22 protein-coding genes are annotated in these 22598 nt (G+C 61.0%); 9 read left to right on the top strand and 13 right to left on the bottom strand.

Features of this window, described 5'->3' with window-relative positions; all coding sequences use genetic code 11:
• Positions 1-453: 453 nt before the first annotated feature.
• A complete protein-coding gene (locus ACT5M9_RS04955) occupies positions 454-1665 on the top strand; it encodes a NupC/NupG family nucleoside CNT transporter (RefSeq protein WP_457981276.1) in 1212 nt (403 codons plus the stop codon).
• Between the two features lie 290 nt (positions 1666-1955).
• On the opposite strand, the gene ACT5M9_RS04950 is transcribed toward ACT5M9_RS04955, so the two are convergent.
• The 10 genes from ACT5M9_RS04950 to ACT5M9_RS04905 all read right to left on the bottom strand — a co-directional run bounded on the left by ACT5M9_RS04950 (position 1956) and on the right by ACT5M9_RS04905 (position 12348).
• Entirely contained in the window at positions 1956-2198 is a 243-nt protein-coding gene (locus tag ACT5M9_RS04950; protein WP_457981278.1) for a DUF3297 family protein, read from the bottom strand.
• Between the two features lie 238 nt (positions 2199-2436).
• A complete protein-coding gene (locus tag ACT5M9_RS04945; RefSeq protein ID WP_457981279.1) occupies positions 2437-2880 on the bottom strand; it encodes a hypothetical protein in 444 nt (147 codons plus the stop codon).
• A 173-nt stretch (positions 2881-3053) separates the two neighbouring features.
• Positions 3054-3548, bottom strand: coding sequence for a hypothetical protein (locus tag ACT5M9_RS04940; protein WP_457981281.1), 495 nt, complete (start codon positions 3546-3548; stop codon positions 3054-3056).
• 87 nt (positions 3549-3635) lie between these two features.
• Complete coding sequence (locus tag ACT5M9_RS04935; RefSeq protein ID WP_457981282.1) at positions 3636-4343, bottom strand: hypothetical protein; 708 nt, start codon at positions 4341-4343, stop codon at positions 3636-3638.
• A gap of 1172 nt (positions 4344-5515) precedes the next feature.
• On the bottom strand, positions 5516-6325 hold the full coding sequence (gene trpA, locus ACT5M9_RS04930) for a tryptophan synthase subunit alpha (RefSeq protein ID WP_456500435.1): 810 nt from the start codon (positions 6323-6325) through the stop codon (positions 5516-5518).
• Entirely contained in the window at positions 6322-7515 is a 1194-nt protein-coding gene (trpB, locus tag ACT5M9_RS04925; RefSeq protein WP_457981284.1) for a tryptophan synthase subunit beta, read from the bottom strand. The genes trpA and trpB overlap by 4 nt, the downstream gene beginning before the upstream one ends.
• Before the next feature lie 65 nt (positions 7516-7580).
• Positions 7581-9083: a bifunctional indole-3-glycerol-phosphate synthase TrpC/phosphoribosylanthranilate isomerase TrpF gene (gene trpCF / locus ACT5M9_RS04920; RefSeq protein WP_457981285.1), complete on the bottom strand. Its 1503-nt coding sequence runs from the start codon at positions 9081-9083 to the stop codon at positions 7581-7583.
• Positions 9083-10096 carry an anthranilate phosphoribosyltransferase gene (gene trpD / locus ACT5M9_RS04915; RefSeq protein ID WP_457981287.1) on the bottom strand — a complete coding sequence of 338 codons (1014 nt, stop codon included), beginning with the start codon at positions 10094-10096 and terminating at the stop codon, positions 9083-9085. Before trpD ends, trpCF begins: the two co-directional genes overlap by 1 nt.
• A gap of 10 nt (positions 10097-10106) precedes the next feature.
• Positions 10107-10706: an aminodeoxychorismate/anthranilate synthase component II gene (locus ACT5M9_RS04910; protein WP_457981288.1), complete on the bottom strand. Its 600-nt coding sequence runs from the start codon at positions 10704-10706 to the stop codon at positions 10107-10109.
• Positions 10699-12348 (bottom strand): anthranilate synthase component 1, encoded by a 1650-nt coding sequence (locus tag ACT5M9_RS04905; RefSeq protein WP_457981290.1) that lies wholly within the window; start codon positions 12346-12348, stop codon positions 10699-10701. The genes ACT5M9_RS04910 and ACT5M9_RS04905 overlap by 8 nt, the downstream gene beginning before the upstream one ends.
• Positions 12349-12773: 425 nt before the next feature.
• On the opposite strand from ACT5M9_RS04905, the gene rnm reads away from it, so the two are divergent.
• The 7 genes from rnm (at position 12774) to ACT5M9_RS04870 (ending at position 18459) form a co-directional block, all read left to right on the top strand.
• Positions 12774-13655, top strand: a complete 882-nt coding sequence (rnm, locus tag ACT5M9_RS04900; protein ID WP_457981292.1) for an RNase RNM — start codon at positions 12774-12776, stop codon at positions 13653-13655.
• A 142-nt stretch (positions 13656-13797) separates the two neighbouring features.
• Positions 13798-14418 (top strand): L-threonylcarbamoyladenylate synthase, encoded by a 621-nt coding sequence (locus ACT5M9_RS04895; RefSeq protein WP_438548834.1) that lies wholly within the window; start codon positions 13798-13800, stop codon positions 14416-14418.
• Positions 14419-14470: 52 nt separating this feature from the next.
• Entirely contained in the window at positions 14471-15289 is an 819-nt protein-coding gene (locus tag ACT5M9_RS04890) for a segregation/condensation protein A (RefSeq protein ID WP_520395674.1), read from the top strand.
• A 35-nt stretch (positions 15290-15324) separates the two neighbouring features.
• A complete protein-coding gene (gene scpB / locus ACT5M9_RS04885; RefSeq protein ID WP_438548836.1) occupies positions 15325-15909 on the top strand; it encodes an SMC-Scp complex subunit ScpB in 585 nt (194 codons plus the stop codon).
• A 105-nt stretch (positions 15910-16014) separates the two neighbouring features.
• Positions 16015-16938 (top strand): 23S rRNA pseudouridine(2605) synthase RluB, encoded by a 924-nt coding sequence (gene rluB / locus ACT5M9_RS04880; protein ID WP_457981294.1) that lies wholly within the window; start codon positions 16015-16017, stop codon positions 16936-16938.
• Positions 16939-17186: 248 nt separating this feature from the next.
• Positions 17187-18059 carry an acyl-CoA thioesterase II gene (tesB, locus tag ACT5M9_RS04875; RefSeq protein ID WP_457981296.1) on the top strand — a complete coding sequence of 291 codons (873 nt, stop codon included), beginning with the start codon at positions 17187-17189 and terminating at the stop codon, positions 18057-18059.
• A 28-nt stretch (positions 18060-18087) separates the two neighbouring features.
• Positions 18088-18459, top strand: coding sequence for a glyoxalase superfamily protein (locus ACT5M9_RS04870; protein ID WP_457981297.1), 372 nt, complete (start codon positions 18088-18090; stop codon positions 18457-18459).
• A 47-nt stretch (positions 18460-18506) separates the two neighbouring features.
• On the opposite strand, the gene ACT5M9_RS04865 is transcribed toward ACT5M9_RS04870, so the two are convergent.
• The 3 genes from ACT5M9_RS04865 to ACT5M9_RS04855 all read right to left on the bottom strand — a co-directional run bounded on the left by ACT5M9_RS04865 (position 18507) and on the right by ACT5M9_RS04855 (position 21244).
• The gene (locus ACT5M9_RS04865; RefSeq protein WP_457981299.1) at positions 18507-19685 is read right to left on the bottom strand and encodes a dicarboxylate/amino acid:cation symporter; all 1179 of its coding nucleotides are present in this window, start codon (positions 19683-19685) and stop codon (positions 18507-18509) included.
• A 117-nt stretch (positions 19686-19802) separates the two neighbouring features.
• A complete protein-coding gene (locus ACT5M9_RS04860) occupies positions 19803-20441 on the bottom strand; it encodes a class I SAM-dependent methyltransferase (protein ID WP_457981301.1) in 639 nt (212 codons plus the stop codon).
• Between the two features lie 161 nt (positions 20442-20602).
• Positions 20603-21244, bottom strand: coding sequence for a TetR family transcriptional regulator (locus ACT5M9_RS04855; protein WP_457981302.1), 642 nt, complete (start codon positions 21242-21244; stop codon positions 20603-20605).
• 155 nt (positions 21245-21399) lie between these two features.
• On the opposite strand from ACT5M9_RS04855, the gene ACT5M9_RS04850 reads away from it, so the two are divergent.
• Positions 21400-22593, top strand: a complete 1194-nt coding sequence (locus ACT5M9_RS04850) for an efflux RND transporter periplasmic adaptor subunit (protein WP_457981304.1) — start codon at positions 21400-21402, stop codon at positions 22591-22593.
• Positions 22594-22598 lie beyond the last annotated feature (5 nt).

Here is a 22598-nt window from a genome sequence, read left to right as displayed (position 1 = left end):
AGATTTTTAAAAGATTTAAATAAAAAACGTTTTTCAGGTGACGTTCACTGGATGCCGTGGCTAATACTTTTCTAGTACTAATCTCCGATATTGATATTCATTTTCATAAGCAATGAGTCACCTTGGGTTAAATATTGGTTTCCTCGTGGGGTTATTTTGGGATGGATTATGTCGGCGACAAAAAAATTGCTGGGGCGAATCGTTTTACCGCTTTTTATGTGACGTGGATCACTGTACCATCGCCGCCCGACCTGCCAGTCGCCGTCTCTCCCACGCGGCTGGCGTCACCGATACTCGCCGTCACCCGGAACGTGAATGACCCCAGGATGGGACCCGCCACTGAACCGTAGGTTTGTGGTTTGTGTGTCGCGTGGTCGGCACGCCCCGCCTGACGCCCTCGCGCCCCCCGTCTGCAGACTTGCCATATGAAACTCCTCTCTTCATAGGTGCAAGATGACCCTGTTATTGAGTCTGGTCGGCATGCTGGCCCTGATGTTTATCGCCTGGCTGGCCAGTGAGAACCGCCGTGCCATCCGCTGGCGCACCGTGCTCGGGGCCCTGGCCCTGCAGACCGGTTTCGCCGCCCTGGTGCTCTATTTCCCCCCCGGTCAGCTGTTGCTCGGCGCCATGAGCAACGGTGTCTCCGCCCTGCTCGGCTTTGCCGATAGCGGCATCCGCTTCGTGTTCGGCGATCTGGCGAGCAACGGCTTCATCTTCGCGGTGCGGGTGCTGCCGTTGGTCATCTTCATCAGCGCGCTGATCGCCGTGCTCTACCACTTCGGCATCATGCAGTGGGTGATCCGGGTGCTGGGGGGCGGCATTCACCGCCTGCTCGGCACCAGCCGCGCCGAGTCCCTGGTGGCCACCGGCAACATCTTCCTCTCCCAGGGGGAATCGCCCCTGCTGATCCGCCCCTTCTTGGCGGGCATGACCCGCTCCGAGTTGTTCGCGGTGATGACCTGCGGCATGGCCTCGGTGGCAGGCTCGGTGCTTGGCGGTTATGCCGGGCTTGGCGTGGATCTCAAATACCTGATCGCCGCCTCCTTTATGGCGGCGCCCGGCGGCCTCTTGATGGCCAAACTGCTGGTGCCCGAGCAGGAGCGGGTACGCGAGCAAGACGAGATCACGCTCGACAAGAGCGACTACAGCAACGCCATCGACGCGCTGGCTGGCGGCGCCATGGGGGGCATGAAGATAGCGGTGGCCATCGGCACCATCTTGCTGGCCTTCGTCAGCGTCATCACCATGCTCAACGCTGGCTTTGCCGCGCTCGGTGAGTGGTTCGGCTGGCCCGAGCTCTCCTTGCAACTGCTGCTGGGCTACCTGTTCGCCCCCGTCGCCTGGCTTATCGGGGTGCCGAGCAACGAGATGATGGCGGCAGGCTCGCTTATCGGCCAGAAGGTCATCATGAACGAGTTCGTCGCCTATCTGGACTTTGCCAGCATCAAGGAGAACTTGAGCGCCCACACCCAGATCATCATCACCTTCGCCCTGTGCGGCTTCGCGAACCTGGGGTCGATTGCCATCCAGCTTGGCTCCATCGGCACCATGGCGCCGGAGCGCCGCCACGACGTGGCGAACATGGGCCTCAAGGCCGTGCTGGCCGCGACCCTGGCGAACCTGATGAGCGCGACCCTGGCAGGGATCTTCGCCTCACTGGGCTAAGGCCCGGGATTCTGGTCCAGAGAAGATGTCAGTTCATTAGGCTGGCTAATGAAATTGTCCTTTCAATCATGAAAAATGATAAAGCCCCGTCTCGCAGTAAGGCCAGACGGGGCTTTTTATATGGCTGGGGATGGATTCTCGGCCCGATGCCGCAAGGGTCGGATACGGATAGGGGCATCGGATAGGAGCCCAGGCGGCTAACTGTGCATTTTGATGCTGAAAAACAAAACACCGGCGCGAGGCCGGTGTTTTGGATAGACAGTAGAGCCCTGAGCAGGGCGCGGAAACGCTTAGGCGTAGAAGGCTTCGACGGTGCCCTTGACGGTGATCAGCATGGCATTGCCGTAGCGATCCTTGGCCTTGGGGGAGGGGATCTTCACCCAACCTTCGCTGATGCAGTACTCCTCGACATTGGTGCGCACCTTGCCGTTCACGCGAATGCCGATCTCGTGCTCGAAGCACTCCGCCACATAGTACGGGCTGCGCGGGTTGGCCGCCAGACGGTCGGGCAGTGCTGGTTTGTTGTCGCTCATTTTATAGACCTGAGTTTGATAAAAAGTGGGCCATTGTAGGCAATGCCCGCCATGGGCTCAAGGCTGGTGGTGTTCCATCCCTGCTGGCCTTCATCTTCCTTGAAATCTAGCACGATGCTTATTCCTGAAATTTAACGCCCGCTTAAGTGGACGGAAATAGTTGGCCGAAATTGTTAGGAACGAACAATAGTCAACTCTTGACGTTCCGTTTAAAGCGTTTGTTATGCAAATACATGCATCATGTGCTTGGAAACTCGAACAAAGGGTGAGCTTTAAAATTAAATGCTGCATAGTCTAGCATTTTTATTCTTCCTGTATTATCACGACCAAAGTTTGAAGATTTCTTGTCTGTTATACACATTGGTGTTTTGTGCCCCACTATATCACCGGTCACTAGCGGTTTTAGACGTTCCATTACAAGAAATTTTCCAGAACGACTCCAGGAAATAACTTTAGCGAAATGCTCTTTATCAGTATCTGATGCACTGTTAAAAATGATAATTTCAGCCCAGTTCGTGTAGTTAGATGGCCAGATACATACCTTTAAGACTTTATCATTTTGTTCATCTACGATTTCATAAACATCCCTAGAAGTTCCTCGACCAATTCTAGTATGGCACTTTTGCCATAATGCTTCGAATATAGAGTCTGGTGAATTTGGATCAGGTATTACAATAATCATGCTATTTCTCTTATATGTATGCGATGGAGAAAATCATATTTGTTACATAACGCCTCGGTAAACGGAAGAATTTAAGTAGTGGCTTTGTGGAATACTTTTTCGCAGCAAAACCACAAAGCCGTGACTTAAATTATGTCCAGTGGAGAGAAGCGGAACGGCGTTTGTCCACTTTGTTAGGAAAACACTCTGCGACCCAAGTATTGAAACACGAAAAATATAAACCCTAGAATTCCAACAGCTCCTGTATGGGTATGAGTTTGCACCCAAGTCAAAGCTTTTATGGAGTATTCAAAGAACCACACGACTAATTGATAAGGTAGAAAACCGATAACAAATGGAATAAACAAAACGCCTACGATTAAAAGCACCCAATAAATAGGAGCTAGGTCATGCAGAATGACGCTTGGACTAATTTTATTCAGATAGAAAATTGAAATTATAATGATAACCCCAAATGAATAGAAAACGAGGCAGAAAATACAAATTTGGTTTCGTTCGAAAAATCTTAAATGAGATACATCATCTACTAACTCAATCTTTGGGTTTAACTTAGCAACCAAAGGCTTCAAATATTTCTCCACCAAAACTTTCAGATTTTCCAACTTGATAGCTTCGGCAGCAAGAAAAAACACAGCTGTTAATTCTATTATATCGAAGAATATTGACAATCCATTACTCCTAACGTTTGGTTAAGGGGCCGGCTTCAGCCGGTCCCGAGTGAGCGAAGCGAGCGGCTTGAACCAGTTGTTATGAGATTAGGGGCGAGTTACCTTCAGGGACATGCCAGGCTCAATACCGACTTCTTTCAGGCTTCTTGTGTCAGGGCAAGGAACGCCTTTTTCAGTCCCTGTGATCATTCTTGCGTTTTTGATCACTTGGCCATCTTCGGCTTTTCTCAGCACCCAAGAATGGCCGTATTCAAATGGTTTAACGTACTCATCAAGGAGAAAATAAACCTCGTCGGTCAAATTGTTTAGAGATGGAAAAGCTACGAATGGTAGTTCGAATACATGTTGGTTGTTGCCAGTTAACGGTCGGGCATCAATGGTGATAAATGAACTTTTCTTTATTGATGCTTTAATTGCATCTGCAACCCGTGCTCTTTCCTTAGGGTCTTTCTCATTTTCAGGGAGAGCTGAGCTAAGCGCCGCTTCAATGTCGTGCTCAATAGTTAGCTCCAAGCCCGACACCTCAGGACGTGCTGCCCTTGATGTGCGTATTCCTTCTAGAAAAGACTCATCGCTACTATAGTCGGATGGAGCATAAAGAGCTTTGTGGTTCCAGTTTAGGGTGGCAAAGAAAAGAATAACCAGGGTGAATGGAAAGGTCATTAAAAACCAGATGTATAGCCATTGGTTTTCTGGCGAGATAAAAGGCAAAATCCCTGTTCCACTTATTTCAGCGATCCCCGCGAATATCGCAATTACTGAGAGTGGATTTTTAACGATCCCTATTTTGTTCATTGTTCTTCCTAGGGTTCTCATAATAGTGATTAGATGGAAGGCAGTATAAGTCAGATAACGGAGCCTTCCATATAACTCCGCCACACCCTCATTCACCACCGTGAAAAACGTATTTTAAATCTTTACGTTTCCAGCCTATCTCTGTAGCTGAACGTGATCGTTTGACTTCCTTGTTTAACGCTACCATTGCCCCTGTATTAAAGAAACAGTGAAGGAGTCGGTGATGGCAACCGTCGGCAAGGCTACCGCCCCTGAGTTACAGCCCCCAGTCCGCTGCTTTCACCCGCAAGATTGCAACCATCGCTGCCATGACGCTCTCCCCAGAGGCTGATTGTCGTTTGGCTATCTTAAGGGGCCGGATTGAGGCATGGGAAGGGGTTGTTGATAGAAATCTGAGCTGGTTCAATGAATTAGTGAGAAACTGCTGTTTTAAGTGGGGTATTGGGTTAGTAGATAGTACGGAAGTTCCCCTCACCCCATCCCTCTCCCAAGGGGAAAGGGTGCTTGTTTGCGGTTAGACGGGAGCTGAGGGCTGGCACGGTTTTGATCCCCCTCCAAGTCGCCGAGCCGAGCTCAATGGGTTAGGGGCGCCGTCAGGGATGACGGCGCAGCCGCAGTTGGTACAGGGGCCAAATCGGTTATGGATGAGCAAGGCTCAGCCCGATTTGGCGCGAGAACACGGATGTTCGAAGCGGACTTTGGCCGGAGCCATGGATGGTGAAGGACAAAGGCCCATCTGCGGTGTACCGTCCGACCCAGAGAGCGAGATGAGGTAACCCGCCGCAGGCGGGCGGCTTGGCGGGGGAGAAGACCTTTGGTGACTTTGGGTCTTTCCAAAGTCACTCGCCCAGGCCCGAAGGGCGGACGAAACCCCGTCGAGGGCGGCGCCCTCGCGTCCTGCGCGGTGAAGCCGAGCCATCACATCCAATCCGCGAACGTCCGAATACGCGACCCTACTCGAACCTACGGGTACCCATCAAATCGATAACCTTCGGGGGAATTACCGGGGAATTACCGGGGAGTCCTGATCTCCCTCACCCTAGCCCTCTCCCAAGGGGAGAGGGGACCTAGATGCGGGGAGTAGAACGATAGGGAATAGAAAAGGGAGCCCATTCGGGCTCCCTTGTTGCTTAGGGTCAGGGCTGTGGGGCCAAGCCAGGCCCGGTCCGGTATCAGGGGTGGCGGGTCGCCGCCTTCATCCCTTCCACAAACTCTTTCAGACGAGTGAGCATATGCTCCGGGTTCTGGTGGTGGGTCTCGATGATCTTCACCACGGCCGAACCCGAGATGGCACCGGCGGCGCCGGCCTTGATGGCATCGCGTACCTGGGCCGGTTCGCTGATGCCAAAGCCGAGCAGGGCGGGGGGCGCCTTGAACTCGCGCAGTGAGTTGATGAGCCCTTCCACCGGCATGCCGGCCTTGGTCTCGGCGCCGGTGACACCGGCGCGGCTCACCAGGTAGGTGTAACCACTGCCCAATTCCGCCACGGCCTTAAGCGTCTCGGCATCGCCATTGGGCGGGGCGATAAAGATGCTGTCGATGCCGTACTTGTCGGCGGCGGCCTTGTAGGGCTCGCACATCTGCACCGGCACGTCCGCCACCAGCACGGAGTCGACGCCCGCCTGCTGGCACTTCTCGTAGAAGCCGTCAATCTTGCGCACATAAACCAGGTTCGCGTAGACCAGGAGGCCAATGGGTAGCTCAGGGTACTTGGCGCGGATCTTGGCAAGCAGCCCGAAGCAGTCATCCGGGGTGGTGTGGCTGGCAAAAGCGCGCAGGGCCGCCCCCTGTATGGTGGGGCCGTCCGCCACCGGATCCGAGAAGGGAATGCCGAGCTCCAGGGCATCCGCGCCCCCTTCGACCAGGGCATCGACGATGGCAAGGGACAGCTCAGGGGTGGGATCCCCCAGCATCACGAAGGGGACGAAGGCGCCCTGTTTGGCTTGTGCTAACCGGGAGAAGAGTTGTGCGTAGCGATTCATGACAGGGTTCCTTCTTTTTCGAAGATGTCGGCGACGGTGAAGATGTCCTTGTCGCCACGGCCGGAGAGGTTGACGATCAGCACCTGCTCTTTCTCAGGCTCGCTGCGGGCGAGTTTCAGGGCATGGGCCAGGGCGTGGGAGGACTCCAGTGCCGGGATGATCCCCTCCGATTGGGCCAGTTCCTGGAACGCATCCAGTGCTTCTTTGTCCGTGATGGAGACATATTCTGCCCGGCCGATGGCGGCCAGATGGGCGTGCTGGGGGCCGACGGAGGGGAAATCGAGCCCCGCCGAGACGGAGTAGGACTCCTGGATCTGGCCCTGGCTGTCTTGCATCAGGTAGGAGTGCATGCCAAAGAAGACCCCCTTGCTGCCGTGACCGAGCGGCGCCCCGTGCTCGCCGCTCTCGATGCCGTGACCGCCTGGCTCGACGCCGATCAGGCGCACTTCAGGGTTGTCGATAAAATCGGCGAACATGCCGATGGCGTTGGACCCGCCGCCAACGCAGGCGATCACCGCATCGGGCAGGCGCTCTTCCTTCTCGAAGCACTGGGCCTTGGCCTCTTCCCCGATCATCTTCTGGAATTCCCGCACGATTGTGGGGAAGGGGTGGGGGCCGGCGGCGGTGCCGAGCAGGTAGTGGGCCGACTCGTAGTTTGCAGCCCAGTCACGCAGCGCCTCGTTGCAGGCATCTTTGAGGGTGCTGGAACCAGAATGCACCGGTATGACGGTGGCGCCCATCAACTTCATGCGAAAGACGTTCGGCTTCTGGCGCTCGCAATCCTTGGCGCCCATGTAGACCCGGCACTTGAGGCCGAGCAGGGCGCAGGCCAGAGCCGTGGCAACCCCGTGCTGACCGGCGCCAGTCTCAGCGATGATCTCGGTCTTGCCCATGCGCTTGGCGAGCAGGGCCTGGCCCAGCACCTGGTTGGTCTTGTGGGCGCCGCCGTGCAGCAGATCTTCCCGCTTCAGATAGAGCCGGGTCTTGGTGCCCTTGGTGAGGTTGCGGGTCAGGGTGAGGGGCGTCGGGCGACCGGCGTACTCGGTCAGCAGCGCCTCGAACTCGGCGACGAAGGCCGGCTCATCCTTGGCATCGACGAAGGCCTTCTCCAGCTGGAGCAGGGCGGGGACGAGGATCTGGGGGACATACATGCCGCCAAATTCCCCGAAGAACGGATTGAGCAGTGTCATGAGACTATTCCTTGTATTTATAGGCGAAAGCGATTCATCAATTTGGTGCATGTTCAAGGGCACGCTTAAAGCTGGCGCAGGGCGCCAAAGGCCGCGGCGAGCTTTTGGGGATCCTTCTGGCCAGGCGCACTCTCCACCCCGGAGTTGAAATCAAGGCCCAGACAACCGACCTGGGCGGCTTGCAATGCGTTATCGGCGTTCAGGCCGCCGGCCAGCATCAGGCGGGATTTATCGAGCCCCGCCAGCAGGGCCCAGTCGAACGCCTGGCCGGTGCCGCCGCTCTGGCTGCCGACTTTGGTGTCCAGCAGCAGGCGATCCGCCGGGAAGTCGAGGGAGGGCAGGGGCTCGCCGCTCGTGATACCGACCGCTTTCCAGATCTCGCAGCCTGGGGGCAGCAGGGGGCGCAGGCTCTCGATATAGGCGGCGTCTTCATCCCCGTGCAGTTGCACGGCGGCGAGGTTCAGGGCATCCACCGTCTTGGCGATGGTGGTGACCTGGGCGTTGCGAAACACCCCGACATAGTTGAGGGGCGCGCCAGTCATCACGGTGCGGGCGGCCGGAATGTCCACGTAACGCGGGCTCTTGGACACAAAGATGAGGCCACCGAAGACGGCGCCGGCCTGATGGGCGGCGGCCGCGTCCTCAGGCTTGGTCAGGCCGCACACCTTGTTCTGACCCAGGGTGAGCTTGCGCACCGCGGCCTCGAGATCCTCTTCTTCCATCAGGGACGATCCCACCAAAAAGCCCTTGGCATGCTGGCGCAGTTCGGCCACCTGGGCGCGATTGCGGATACCGGACTCGCTGATCACAACCCGATCTGCCGGGATGCGGGCGGCCAGCTGACCGGTGCGGGCGATGTCGACGCTCAAGTCCCGCAGATCCCGATTGTTGATGCCGATGACCGGCGCCCCAAGCGCGATGGCACGTTCCAGCTCTTCTTCATTGCTCACCTCGGTCAGCACCCCGAGACCCAGCTCCTTGGCCACCGCGAACAGGGCGTTATAGCCCTCGTCGGTGAGTACGGAGAGCATCAGCAGGATGGCGTCCGCCTGATAGTGGCGGGCCAGATAGACCTGATAGGGGTCGATCATAAAGTCCTTGCACAGCACGGGTTGCTGGACGCGGCTGCGCACCCTCGGCAGGAAGGCGAAGTCCCCCTGGAAGAACTTCTCGTCGGTCAGCACAGAGATGGCGGTGGCGTATTTGCCATAGACATCGGCGATGGCCTCCGGGCTGAAGTCATTGCGGATCAAGCCCTTGGAAGGGGAAGCCTTCTTGCACTCGAGAATGAAGCGGGTAGAGCCTGCCCTCAGCTGCCCCTCGAAGTCCCGATCGCTTGGCACCAGAGGGCCCTGGAAGCTCGCCAGCGGCTGGGCTTCCTTGCGGGCGGCAATCCAGCCCTGCTTGGCTGCAACTATCTTGCCGAGGATGGTTTGGTTGATGGAGTCCATGTTCAAGAACGCATGGGGGGCAATGACGTCTGACATCTCGTTATCCTTGCGAAGCTGACTGCCCTTCGGGCGTTCTGAGTGAGTGCCTTGTGGGCTCTCTTTGGTCGTGGCTGACATCATGCCTCCTGATGGCTCAGGGTGGCCAGCGCCTTGGCGAGGGCGCTGCACTCGCCGCTGGCTAGCTTGGCCAGCACCAAGGCGGCGGCCTGCTTGAAGTCCGGTGCCTTGCCCGCCATCACCAGCAGCGGCGCCACGTTGGCGGCGATGGCGGCGTTGTGGGCCGGGCTGCCTTCGCCTGCCAGGATGGCGGCCGTGATGGCGCGATTCTCTTCCGGCTCGCCGCCCTGGATGGCGCTGACCGGGTAGGTCTCGAGGCCAAAATCTGCCGGGGTGATGAGGTACTCGCGAATTTCGCCGTCCCGGATCTCGGCGACCTGGGTCGGGCCGTGGATGGCTATCTCGTCGAGCCCCGCGCCGTGTACCACCATACCGGTTTTCAGACCCAGCGCCAGCAGGGTTTCGGCGATGGGACGCACCAGTTCCGGCGCATAGACCCCCATCAGCTGGTAAGTGGGCCGGGCCGGGTTGATGAGCGGCCCGAGCACGTTGAACAGGGTGCGGGTCTTGAGGGCCTGACGCACCGGCATGGCGTGGCGCACCCCGGCGTGGTACTGGGGGGCGAACAGGAAGCAGATGCCGAGTTCGTCGAGGCAACGGCGGGCCTGCTCTGGGCTCATGTCGAGCTTGATCCCCATCTTGTCGAGCAGGTCGCTCGAGCCGGACTTGCTCGAGACGGAGCGGTTGCCGTGCTTGGCGACCTTGAGGCCGCAGGCCGCGGCCACCAGAGCCGAGGTGGTGGAGACGTTGATGGTGTTGAGGCCATCGCCGCCGGTGCCGACGATATCGCAGAAGGCATAATCCGGGCGTGGGAAGTCGCGGGCCTCGGCCAGGAGCGCATCGGCGGCGCCGGCGATCTCCTCCGGGGTCTCCCCCTTGAGTTTGAGGGCGGTGAGCAGGCTGGAGAGCACGATGGGATCCACTTCGCCGCGCACGACCTGACCGAAGGCATCGCGCGCTTCATCGCGCGACAGAGACAGCCCCTGATAGAGGGTATTGAGATGTTGATGCATGGGGGTCTCCTTACCGCACCGTACTTTCGGGACGCGTCACGTGGGCGAGGGCCTGGGTGAGCAGGCGGGCCCCTTCGCTGGTCATAATGGATTCTGGGTGGAACTGGAAGCCGAGCACGCGTTCGCCGCTCTGCTCGACAGCCATGGGCATGCCCTGATAGTGGGCAATCACCTGCAGCTCTTCCGGCACATAGGTCGCGACCAGCGAGTGGTAGCGGGCCACCGGCAGCGGGCTCGGCAGACCGGCGAAGGCGCCGTGGCCGTTGTGCTCGATCAGGGAGCGCTTGCCGTGAACGATTTCACCCGCCGCGCCGACTGTGCCGCCATAGGCTTCACACAGCGCCTGATGACCGAGGCAGATGCCGATGATGGGCACCCGACCACGGGCCAGCTTGATGAGATCGATGAGGCAACCCGCCTCGTGGGGGGCACCCGGGCCCGGGGAGAGCACCAGCACGGCGTCGCCACCGGCGGCTTCGATCTCATTCATGATGCGGCTCGCCGGCAGGCTGTTGCGGTAGATGCGCACCGGATAGCCCAGGGTGCGGAACTGATCCACCAGGTTGTAGGTAAACGAATCGAAGTTATCGAGCAGGAAGATGTTAGTCATGGCGCGCCTCCTTGTGCTTCTCTGACTGGTGCTCCTGCAGGCTCAGGGCTTGCAGGGAGGTGCCATGGCTGGCGGCGATGGCGGCCAGCACGGCGGCGGCCTTGGCGCGGGTCTCGTCCGCTTCTGCTTGGGGCTTGGAGTCATAGACGACGCCGGCACCGGCCTGGACATGGGCGACCCCGTCTTTCACGAAGGCGGAGCGGATGACGATGCAGGTGTCCATCTCCCCCTCACCGTTGAGATAGCCCACGGCACCGCCGTAGCTGCCACGGCGCTTGCCTTCCACCATGCGAATGAGCTCGCTGGCGCGCAGCTTGGGAGCGCCGGTGAGGGTGCCCATGTTCATGCAGGCCTGATAGGCGTGCAGGGCATCGAGATCGGCGCGCAGGGTGCCGACCACCCGGGAGACCAGGTGCATCACGTGGCTGTAGCGATCCACTTTGAGCAAGTCTTTGACGTAGCGGGTGCCGGGCTCGGAGATGCGGGCGATGTCGTTGCGGCCCAGATCCACCAGCATCAGGTGCTCGGCGACCTCTTTCTCGTCCTGGCGCAGCTCCAGCTCGATGCGGCCATCCAGGTCCAGGTTGATGCTGCCGTCCGGGTTGAGGCCACGGCGGCGAGTGCCGGCGATGGGGTACATCTCCACCTGACGGCTGCCAGCCTCGAACTTGACCGCGCTCTCCGGGGAGGCGCCAAACAGGGTGAAGCCCTCATCCTGCACGTAGAACATGTAGGGGCTGGGGTTGGTCTGCTTGAGGCGACGGTAGGCGGCGACGGGCTCGGGGCAGGGCAGGGAGAAGCTGCGGGACGGCACCACCTGGAAGATGTCGCCACGGCGGATAAAGCCTTTGAGTTTTTCGACTTCGGCGCAGAACTGCTTGTCGTTCTTGTCAACCGCCAGCGCCCAGGTCAGGGGCTGGGTCGCCTGTTGCCTGGGTTGCGGCTGCTGGCAGGCAAGCTTGAAGGTCTCGAGACGGGCGGTCAGGCGGGCGTAACGCTCATCGAGCTGGCTGTCGTCTTCGTCACCGCCGCCGAAGAGACAAGCCAGCAGCTGGGTGCTCTGCTTGATGTGATCGATGGTGATCAGGGTCTCGGCCACGTAGAAGCAGTAGTCGGGGCAGTCGTTGCTCCCTTCCGGCACTTGTGGCAGATCCTCGAAGGAGGCGATGAGGTCGTAGGCGAAGCTGCCCCCCATAAAGAGCGCCTCTTTACCTAACTGACATTGCAGCTCCCGTTGCAGGGTGCGCAGCACGTCCAGCACGCTGATCCCCTTGAGGCGGCTGTCTTCGTCGAGCTCCCGATCGGAGGCCGGGAAGGCGAGGCGGAGTTCACCGTCGTCCTGGGTGCGAGCGATGAGGGCGGGCAGGCGCTCATCGAGCAGGGCTTGCAACCGCTCGCCGTTGTTGTTGAGGGCGCGCACCCGCACGGTGCGGCCGCGGCACTCGATACGCAGGCAGGCGTCCACCAGCAGCAGGCTCTGGGTGCCGGCCTTGGAGTCGATCTCCACGGATTCCAGCAGCAGGTTGTTGGGGCGGCCCTGGCAGAGCTGGCTGTAGAGCGCCAGCGGGTCCGTCACATAGGGGGCGTTGAGCCGGATGGTATCGAATTCGCCCAGGGGTAACCGGGTCTTGTTGCCTGTCATGATGCGTTCCCTTGCAGCTGTTCTGTGTAACCGATGTTCATGATGTTGAGTCTCTTGAAAATGGATGGATGGGGTTGCCTCAGTGGGCCCGCCATCGCCCTGCTTGTACGCTGATCAGAATTCTCGGTTTCATCAGATGTCCATTTGCCGGATAATAAAAAAGCCCGCTGGGGTCAGCGGGCTTTTTCTCTGGGTTCTTAATTTGCTGTCAGATTTCAGGTACAGCAACGACCACACGCCCGCATGTCAGGGAATGTGCCACCACCAGCTATGGGTCAGGGTGATTGTCGTTTGCATGATAAAATCCTGTATCGATCTGTTTGCACTTGAAGTGTCTACAGAAAACGCTAAAGCCGCGGCCAAGTCAAGTCGCTTTTTTGCCGCTTTTTGCCGAGCGGATCAGTCAACGAGAGCGAAACAAGCCGATGAGATTCGATCTTCACTGTCATACCACGGCCTCGGATGGGGTACTTTCGCCCTCCGACTTGGTGCGCCGCGCCGCCGAAAAAGGGGTCGAGGTGTTAGCGGTCACTGACCACGACACCCTCGCCGGCCTTGATGAGGTGCGCCAGACCATAGCCACGGAGCAGCTGCCCCTGCGGCTGGTGAGCGGGGTGGAGATCTCCACCGGTTGGGAGCATCATGAGATCCACATAGTGGCGCTCGGGGTGGATGAACAGAACCCGGGGCTCAACGCCTTCCTGGCCGCCCAGCTGGCCCGCCGGGAGGCGCGCGCCGAGGAGATAGGGCGCCGTCTGGAGAAGTGCCAGCTGCCCGGCACCTATGAAGAGGCCAAGGCCCTCGCCGGCGAGGCCGCCGTGACCCGTGCTCACTTCGCCCGGGTGCTGATGGCCCGCGGGGTGGCGGACAACATGCAGAAGGTGTTCAAGAAGTACCTGAGCCGGGGCAACAAGGGCTATGTCCCCGCCGAATGGCCCGAGATGGCGGTGGCCATCGAGGTCATCCACGGCGCAGGTGGCCTGGCGGTGCTGGCCCATCCCAGCCGCTACGATCTCACCGCCAAGTGGATCAAACGGCTGCTGGTGGCCTTCAAGGTCGCCGGGGGGGATGCCATGGAGGTCTCCCTGCCCCAGCAGAGCCCCCAGGAGCGGGCGAACCTCGGTCAGTGGGCCAAGGATCACGATCTCTACATCTCGGTGGGATCGGACTTCCATTTCCCTTCCCGCTGGACCGAGCTCGGCCGCCATCTCTGGCTACCCAAGGAGGGCACGCCGCTCTGGCTGGGCTATCCCGGCCACTTCGGCCTCAGCCCCGAGGAGCATGCCAGCCTGCTGGCCGCCCGCTGAGACGCGGTTCGGCAGGCCAATGGGGCCAATTTCAACTTTTGGCGCGAGCGAGTCTGCGCCAAAGGCGTTAAGGTAGTGTCATGGGCGCAGGCCCTCGACCATGAAGCGGGCACGCCGCGTGCCCCCATCGCGAGAACAGCATATGAGTCAGCATTTTTACGTACATCCCGATAATCCCCAGGCCCGCCTCATCGGCCAGGCGGTGCAGATCTTGCAAAACGGCGGCGTCATCGTCTATCCCACCGACTCCGGTTATGCCCTGGGCTGCCAGATGGGCAACAAGGATGCCCTGGAGCGCATCTGCCGCATCCGCCGCATCGAGCCGAACCACGATTTCACCCTGGTGTGCCGGGATCTCTCCGAAATCGCCACCTACGCCAAGGTGGACAACAGCGCGTTTCGCCTCATCAAGAACAACACCCCTGGCCCCTACACCTTCATCTTCAAGGCGACCAAGGAAGTGCCGCGCCGCCTGATGAACGAGAAGAAGAAGACCATCGGCATCCGGGTGCCGGCCAACAACATAGCCCTGGCGCTGCTGGAAGAGCTCGGCGAGCCCCTGCTCTCCACCACCCTGATCCTGCCGGGCTCCGAGATGGCGGAGTTTGACCCGGAAGAGATCGCCGACAAGCTCGGCAAGCAGCTGGATCTGGTGGTCAACGGCGGCTATCTCGGCGAGCAGCCCACCACTGTGGTGGATTTCTCCGACGACGAGCCCGTGCTGCGTCGTCGCGGCGCCGGGGATCCCACGCCGTTTGAATAAGGCCGCCGACACGGCGACCCAGGCCCAGGGTGAGGGAGACCAGCCCCCACCCATTCCTGCGCCGCCCATCGCCACCGTCCTGGGGCAGCCCTATCATGAGCTGCCCCAGGATCTGTTTATTCCGCCGGATGCGCTGGAAGTCTTCCTCGACACCTTCGAGGGGCCTCTCGATCTGCTGCTCTACCTCATCCGTCGCCAGCAGCTGGACATCCTGAACCTGCCTATCCTGCAGATCACCGCCCAGTACATGGAGTACGTGGAGCTGATGCAGGGGCTGAACCTGGAGCTCGCCGCGGAATACCTGCTGATGGCGGCCTGGCTCGCCGAGATCAAATCTCGCCTGCTGTTGCCCAAGGCGCCGGAGCTGGAGGACGAGGAGGAGGGGGAGGATCCCCGCGTGACCCTCATTCGCCGACTGCAGGAGTACGAGCGCTACAAGCTGGGTGCCGAGCGGCTGGACGCCCTGCCCCGGCTGGAGCGGGAGATCTATGTGGCGAGCGCCTTGCCGCCGGATTTCGGCGCCCTGAAGCCGCTGGCGCCCGATGTTTCGCTGGTTGAGCTCGCCCTTTACATGCAAAGTGTGGTAAAACGCGCGACTCATTTTGAGCATCACCAGATCCGCCGGGAACAGATCCCGACCCGGGTGCGCATGGCGGAGATCCTGGCCATGTTGTCCCTGGGGCAGACCCTGCGCCTCGATCAGGTGGTCAAGGCCGAAGAGGGGCGCATGGGGGTGCTGGTGACGTTTCTGGCGTTGCTTGAGCTGTGCAAGGAGTCCCTGATCTGGATCCTGCAGGCCGAGCCCCTCGGTCCCATCCACTTTGCACTGGCCAGTGCGTCCGAGGAGGGCAACCATGGCGTTGCCCATTGAGCGGTCTAAAACCCTAAACCCGGGGGAGGGGCGTCATGGCATTGCCTGCTGAGCGGCTCAAGAGCCTGATCGAAGCGGCGCTCTTCGTCGCCGGTCGTCCGCTCTCGGTGAGCGAGCTCAAGGCCGGGGTGCTCTCGGATTACCCGGTCACCGGTCGCTACGTCCAGCTGCTGCTGGCGGAGCTCAGGAAAGACTATGAGACGCGGGGGGTGGAGCTCAAAGAGGTCGCCTCCGGCTGGCGCTTCCAGGCCCGCCAGGAGTATGCCGAGGAGCTCTCGAGGCTCTGGAGCGAGCGGGCGCCGCGCTACTCGCGGGCCGTGATGGAGACGCTGACGCTGATCGCCTATCGCCAGCCCATCACGAGGGCCGAGATCGAGGCCATCCGCGGGGTGGCGGTGTCGAGCCAGATCGTCAATACCCTGAAGGAGCGTGGCTGGGTGCGCAGCATAGGCCACAAGGAGGTGGTGGGGCGCCCCGAGCTGCTCGCCACCACCCGGGAGTTTCTGGATTATTTCAACCTGCGCAGTCTGGAGCAGCTTCCCGAGCTGGATCCCGAACTGCAGTCCCCCTTGTCCGGTATGCTGGGTGAGGGGAGCGGCGGCCAGAGCGTGCCGTCCTAGCAAGATGAGTATCAAGCGGTGGCGGCGAACCCGAGCGGGTGCCGCCACAGTAAGTCACCGTTGCCCTGTATCAAACGGGTAGCGATCAACAATCAGGTAAACCCGATGAGTGAAAAACTGCAAAAAGTATTGGCCCGCGCGGGTCAAGGCTCCCGTCGTGAGATGGAGGCCCTGATCACCGCAGGTCGGGTCAGTGTGGATGGCAAGGTCGCCACGCTGGGGGATCGCGTCGAAGTGAACGCCGTGATCCGGGTGGATGGTCACCAGGTCAAGACCCGTGCGGCGGAAGAGCAGATCTGCCGCGTGCTGGCGTACCACAAGCCCGAAGGGGAAATGTGTACCCGTCACGATCCGGAAGGGCGCCCCACCGTGTTTGATCGCCTGCCCAAGATGGACGGCGCCCGCTGGATCGCGGTGGGTCGTCTGGACGTCAACACCTCCGGTCTGTTGCTCTTCACCACCGACGGCGAGCTGGCCAACCGGCTGATGCACCCGAGCCACGAAGTGGAGCGGGAATACGCGGTACGCGTCTTTGGCGAGATCACCGAAGCCATGCTGCAGCGCCTGCGCAAGGGCGTGCAGCTGGAAGACGGCATGGCCAAGTTCAACAAGATCAAGCCGGCCGGCGGTGAGGGCCTGAACCAGTGGTTCAACGTCACCCTGACCGAGGGGCGCAACCGCGAAGTGCGCCGTCTGTGGGAATCCCAGGAAGTGCAGGTGAGCCGCCTGATGCGTATCCGCTACGGCGACGTCACCCTGGATCGCGGCATCCCCCGCGGTGGCTGGCAGGAGCTCAAACTCCCCGAGGTGAACTACCTGCGCGGCCTGGTGAATCTGCCGAACGAGACCGAGTCCAAGGTCGATCTGCAGCAGGACGGCAAGGCCGGTCGCCACAAGCAGGCCGCCCAGATCCGTCGCGCCGTCAAGCGCCACAAGGAGATGCAGGGCAAGGAGCCGCGCGCCCGCGCCACCACCGCCCGTCGCAAGCCGACCTCCTCCACCCGCAACTCGGGTACCGGCAGCAAGTAAGCTCGCCCCTGGGTGACCCTGTCCCCCGGTCCTTCAAAAGCCCGCACCTCTCGGTGCGGGCTTTTTTATTGCTGCTGGCAACGCCCGGCCGGGAAGGCAGATCCCCTACGGTCAGCGCCATTTTCATTCACGGCGCCATTGGATTCTGATGTTGATGAGTTTCTCTATCACGTTGCGCCATACGAGGGAGCGGTTGCTCTGCCAGGGCTGGCTTGTTAGCCTTTCCCGCACTGACACAGGAGAGAAGAATGAGCAAGGTATTGGATGAGCTGCTGGCGTTGCTGGCGCTCGAAAAAATCGAGGAGGGCCTGTTTCGGGGCCAGAGCCAGGATCTCGGTCTGCGGGCCGTGTTCGGCGGACAGGTGATGGGGCAGGCCTTGTCAGCCGCCAAGCAGACGGTGGCGAGCGATCGCCAGGTGCACAGCTGTCACTCCTACTTCCTGCGCCCTGGGGATGCCAACAAGCCCATCGTCTACGACGTGGAGAACATCCGCGACGGTCAGACCGTCTCTACCCGCCGGGTCAAGGCCATCCAGGGCGGCAAGCCCATCTTCTATCTCAACGCCTCCTTCCAGGTGGAGGCCGAAGGCTTCGAACACCAGGCCAGGATGCCCGAGGGCATCACGCCCCCGGAGCAGCTCAAGAGCGAGCTGGAGCTGGTGCGCCCCTACGAGCAGGTGATCCCCCCGGCCCTGCGGGACAAGATCCTGTGCGAGAAGCCCATCGAGATCCGCCCGGTGACCCTGGTCGACCCCATACGCCCGGATGTGCACGAACCCCTGCGCTACACCTGGTTCAAGGCCAACGGCCCGGTGCCGGACGATCAGCGGGTGCACAACTACCTGCTGGCCTACGCCTCCGACTTCCACTTCCTGTTCGCCGCCCTGCAGCCCCACGGCGTCTCCTACTGGGAGCCGGACATGCAGGTGGCGACCATAGATCACTCCATGTGGTTCCACCGGGAGTTCAGGCTGGACGACTGGCTGCTCTATGTGGTGGACAGCCCGAGCGCCAGCGGCGGCCGCGGCCTGGTGCGCGGTCAGTTCTTCACCCGTGACGGCGTGCTGGTGGCCAGCACCATGCAGGAAGGGGTGATCCGCCGCCGGGGCGCAGGGGCATGACAAGGCCAGGCGGCCGGGGGGCTACCCTGTGATAGTGCCCATCTTGCGCAGCTTCGATGAAGGCAAATTGCGCGCCTTCTACCTCGATTACCTGGGGTTTGTCATCGACTGGGAGCACAGGTTCGGCCCGGACATGCCGCTCTACCTGCAGGTCTCCCGGGGAGACTGGGTTATCCACCTCTCCGAGCACCACGGAGATGCCTGCCCTGGGGCGGCCCTGCGCCTCTCCACCGACCAGCTCAACGCCCTGTTTGCGGAGTGGCGGGTCAAGGTGTATCCCAACGCCAGGCCCGCCATCGAGACCATGCCCTGGGGTTGCCGGGAGCTCACGGTGCGGGATCCCTTCGGGAATCGGCTGGTCTTTACCGAGCCGCTGCCGCCGGCAGAACACGTCCAATAAAAAACGGGAGCCACTGGCTCCCGTTTTTTATTGGCTGACTTGAACTGTCAGGCCGCTTCCTGCTCGGCGGCCGGCAGGCTCTCCTCACCCTTGGCGAAGCGGTCGGCCCAGAGGGCGATGACGCCGTCACCGGTGACGTTGCAGGCGGTGCCGAAGCTGTCCTGGGCCAGGTAGAGGGCGATCATCAGGGCGATGGAGGCCTCACCGAAACCCAGCATGGAGGTGAGCAGGCCCAGCGCCGACATGACGCCGCCACCCGGGGCACCGGGGGCCGCAATCATGATGACGCCCAGCATCATGATGAAGGGCAGCATGGTGGAGAGCCCAGGGATGGCCAGGTGCTCGGACAGGAACATGACGGCGGTGGCACAGGTCACCAGCGTGATGGTGGAGCCGCACAGGTGGATGGTGGCGCACAGAGGCACGGTGAAGTTGGCGATCCCCTCGCTCACCCCGTTGTTCTTGCTGGCCTTGAGGGCCACCGGGATGGTGGCGGCGCTGGACATGGTGCCCAGGGCGGTGAAGTAGGCCGGCAGCATGTTCTTGATCAGCATGGCCGGGGAGCGACCCAGCGCCAGGCCAGTGCCGACGAACAGCACGGAGAGCCAGAGCCAGTGCATGGCGATGGCCATCACCAGCACCACGCCGAAGGTCTTCAGGGTGGCGAAGACGGTGCCTTCCACCGTCATCTCGACGAAGACGCCGGCGATGTAGAAGGGCAGCAGCGGGATGATCACCCTGGCCAGCAGGCGGTCGATGATGTCACGGCCCTGATCCGCGACCCGGCGCAGATCGGTGGCCTGGGTGGCGCTGATGCCGATGCCGAACACGAAGGCGGCGGCCAGGGCCGACATGACCCCGAACAGCGGCGGTATCTCCAGATTGATGTAGGAGCTGAGCTTGATGACCGCCTCGGCGGTGGGCTCGGCGGCCGTGGTCAGGCGCGGGATCAGGTTGCTCGCCACCGTGAAGGCGAACAGGCCCGCCAAGATGGTGGAGCAGTAGGAGAGTGCCACCGTCTTGCCCAGCAGCTTGCCGGAGTTCTTCGGCAGGCTGGCGATGCCGCTCATGATGAAGAACAGGATGATGAGGGGGATGGTGAAGGTGATCAGCTGACCGATGACCGTCTTGGCCGTAAACAGCACGCGTGCGACCCATTCCGGGGCGTAGAGACCGAGCAGGAGACCGGCGAGTATGCCGGCGATCAGTTTAAGGACAAGTTTCATGGGTTAATCCAGGTGTTGGTGTCTGTTTTGTTATTTAATCTTGATTTTGATGCCGATTTTTAACACAAATTCCGCATCTTGTCTGCCAATGCATGGTTAACTCGGAGTTAAATATTGTTATCTGGATGCGAAATCGCGCCGGGCACCCTGTTTGGAGCGACGACCGCGATATTGATTAATTGTGGCGGGATTGGGGCCGCGGATCAGCAGGGCATGCAGCCAGCGACCCTGCACGCCGTCATCGCTGTGCCAGCACGCATGCAGCTCAAAAGGCAGGGGGGCGATGAGCGTGGTGAGGCGGGCCTCATCGAGCGGGGTGCGCAGGGGATACTCCTCGCCCGTGTCGCCTTGTGCCGACTGGTCATGGCGCTGCTGTCCACCCAGGAGAGGAAAGGAGCAGTAGAGCGGCCCCTCTGGCCTGAGCAGGCCGGCGAGGTGAGTCAGCACGGGGGAGAGCTCGGCTTCGGTGAGGCAGGGCAGGGAGGCGCTGGCCCAGATGCCGTCGAAGGGCAGCACGTTGTGCATCTGCTCGAAATGGCACACCCGCACCGGCTGACCGCACAGGCGCGAGGCCGCTTTGGCCTGGCTCAGGCTGGCATCGAAGGCGGTGACCACGAACCCCTGCTCGCGAAAGTAGCGCAGATCCTCCCCCGCACCGCAGCCCGCTTCCAGCAGATGGGCGCCTTCTGGCAGCAGGGCCAGGAAGTTGTCGTGGGCCAGGGGGGCGAGCGGACTGGATAAGGATTGGGCGGACATGGACACGGGATCACCTCGATTCGGGGGCGACTATTCTACCAGATTTTGTCGCGGCGTTGAGGGCCGATCCGGGTCTGTGTCAGGCCTTGATATCGTGGCGCCCCTGTGAAGAGGACTCTGGAGGGCAGGGCGGGTCAGCACCCGCCTCTTGGTTGTGCTGCTTAGCGGCGTGGCACCGCAGGCCCATGGGGCTGGGCGATGAGGGCGAACAGGGTGTCCAGCAAGAAGTCGGCATCCCGGATCAGGTTGATGCGCTCCGGGAAGTGCAGCCAGTTGATGATGTAGCCATCCAGGGTGCAGTGCATCAGGGTCGCGCCCCGGCGCAGATCCAGATCCGCCGGCAGCTGGCCGAGGCGCACCGCATTGGCGAGGGTGAGCTCCAGATCCCGGAAGAAGTTGAGGGACTGGGCACGCATGTGCTCGCGCAGGGCGCTGGCTTCCCCTTCCAGGGACTCCAGGTTGAACATGATGGTGAACATCTGCTGGTGGGCGGGCTCGGTGCTGATCTTGACCATCACCTCCTTGAGGAAGACCCGCAGCTTGCCGAGGGGATCCGGCTCCTGTTCGTCGACGCAGGCGTCGAGCTGATGGGAGAGGGGGGAGCAGAGCTCCTCCCACAGGGAGATGAAGAGCTCCTCCTTGTTCTTGAAGTGCCAATAGATGGCCCCCCGGGTCAGCTCGGCGGCATTGGCAATGTCGGTCAGGCTGGTCTTGGCCAGCCCCTGTTGGCAGAACAGAGTCAGGGCCGTGCTCATGATGTGGCAGCGGGTCTGCTGCGCCTCTTCTTTGGTTCGTCTGGCCATGGGATCCGTACCTGTCTAAAAGGGTAAAAAAGTTACTTACATACATTTATGAATGTATGTATATTGCCTCATCTTCGCGGATTTACCAACAGGGGCCCCATAAACCCTGTGGTTTTGTTGTTTTTTGTTGTTTGAAACAGAGGCTCAGAAAATTCATGCACAAACATATTCTCGCACGTTCGGTCGGCCTTGCCTTGCTGGCAAGTGGTCTGCTGGCTGGTTGTGGTGATAAAGGAGAGGCCCAGCAGGCCATGGGCGCTATGCCCCCCGCCGCCGTGGACGTGGTGACCCTCCAGACCGCGCCCTTGCAACTCATGTCCGAACTGACCGGCCGCACCGCCCCCCGCCGGGTGGCCGAGGTGCGTCCCCAGGTGAACGGCATCATCCTCAAGCGCCTGTTCACCGAAGGCAGCGACGTCAAGGCCGGCCAGCTGTTGTACCAGATCGACCCCGCCGTCTATCAGGCCGCCGTGGCCAGTGCCAAGGCGAACCTCGCCAAGGCCGAGGCCAACGAGCGCAGCGCCCGCCTCAAGGCCCAGCGTTACGCCGAGCTGGTGAAGGTCAAGGCCATCAGCCGTCAGGAGTATGACGACGCCGACGCGGCCTGGAAACAGCAGGTTGCCGAGATCGGGGCCGCCAAGGCCGCGCTGCAGAGCGCCAACATCAACCTGGCCTATACCCGCATCACTGCCCCCATCAGCGGTCGCATCGGTCTCTCCTCGGTGACCGAGGGGGCCCTGGTCACCGCCCAGCAGGCCAACAGCCTCACCTCCATCCAGCAGCTCGATCCCATGTACGTGGACGTGCGCCAGTCTACCGCCGATCTGCTGCGCCTCAAGCGCGAAGTGGCCGCCGGTCAGCTGACCCAGGGCCAGAAGGATGGTGCCAAGGTCAGCTTCCAGCTGGAAGATGGCAGCACCTATGGGGAGCAGGGCTCATTGCAGTTCTCCGACGTGACCGTGGACGAGACCACCGGCATGGTGACCCTGCGGGTGATAGTCCCGAACCCCCACGATCTGCTGCTGCCTGGTATGTTCATGCGCGCCACCCTGCAGGAGGGCGAGCGCCCCGAAGGCCTGCTGGTGCCGCAGACCGCCGTGACCCGCACCCCCAAGGGTGGTGCCAACGTCATGGTGGTGACCGCGGACAACAAGGTGGAATTGCGGGACGTCCAGCTCGGCCGCATGTCCGGCGAGAGCTGGGTGGTGGAGTCCGGTCTCAAGGCGGGTGAACGGGTGATCGTTGCCGGTCTGCAGAAAGTCAAACCCGGTGCCGAGGTGGCCCCGGCGGAGCGCGTCAGCAAGACCGCCACCGCACAGACTGAGCAGACCCAGGTAACCAAGCAGTAGGATGG

The organism is Aeromonas sp. AE23HZ002T15 (assembly GCF_054165525.2).
This window is presented reverse-complemented; position numbering and strand designations above follow the sequence as displayed.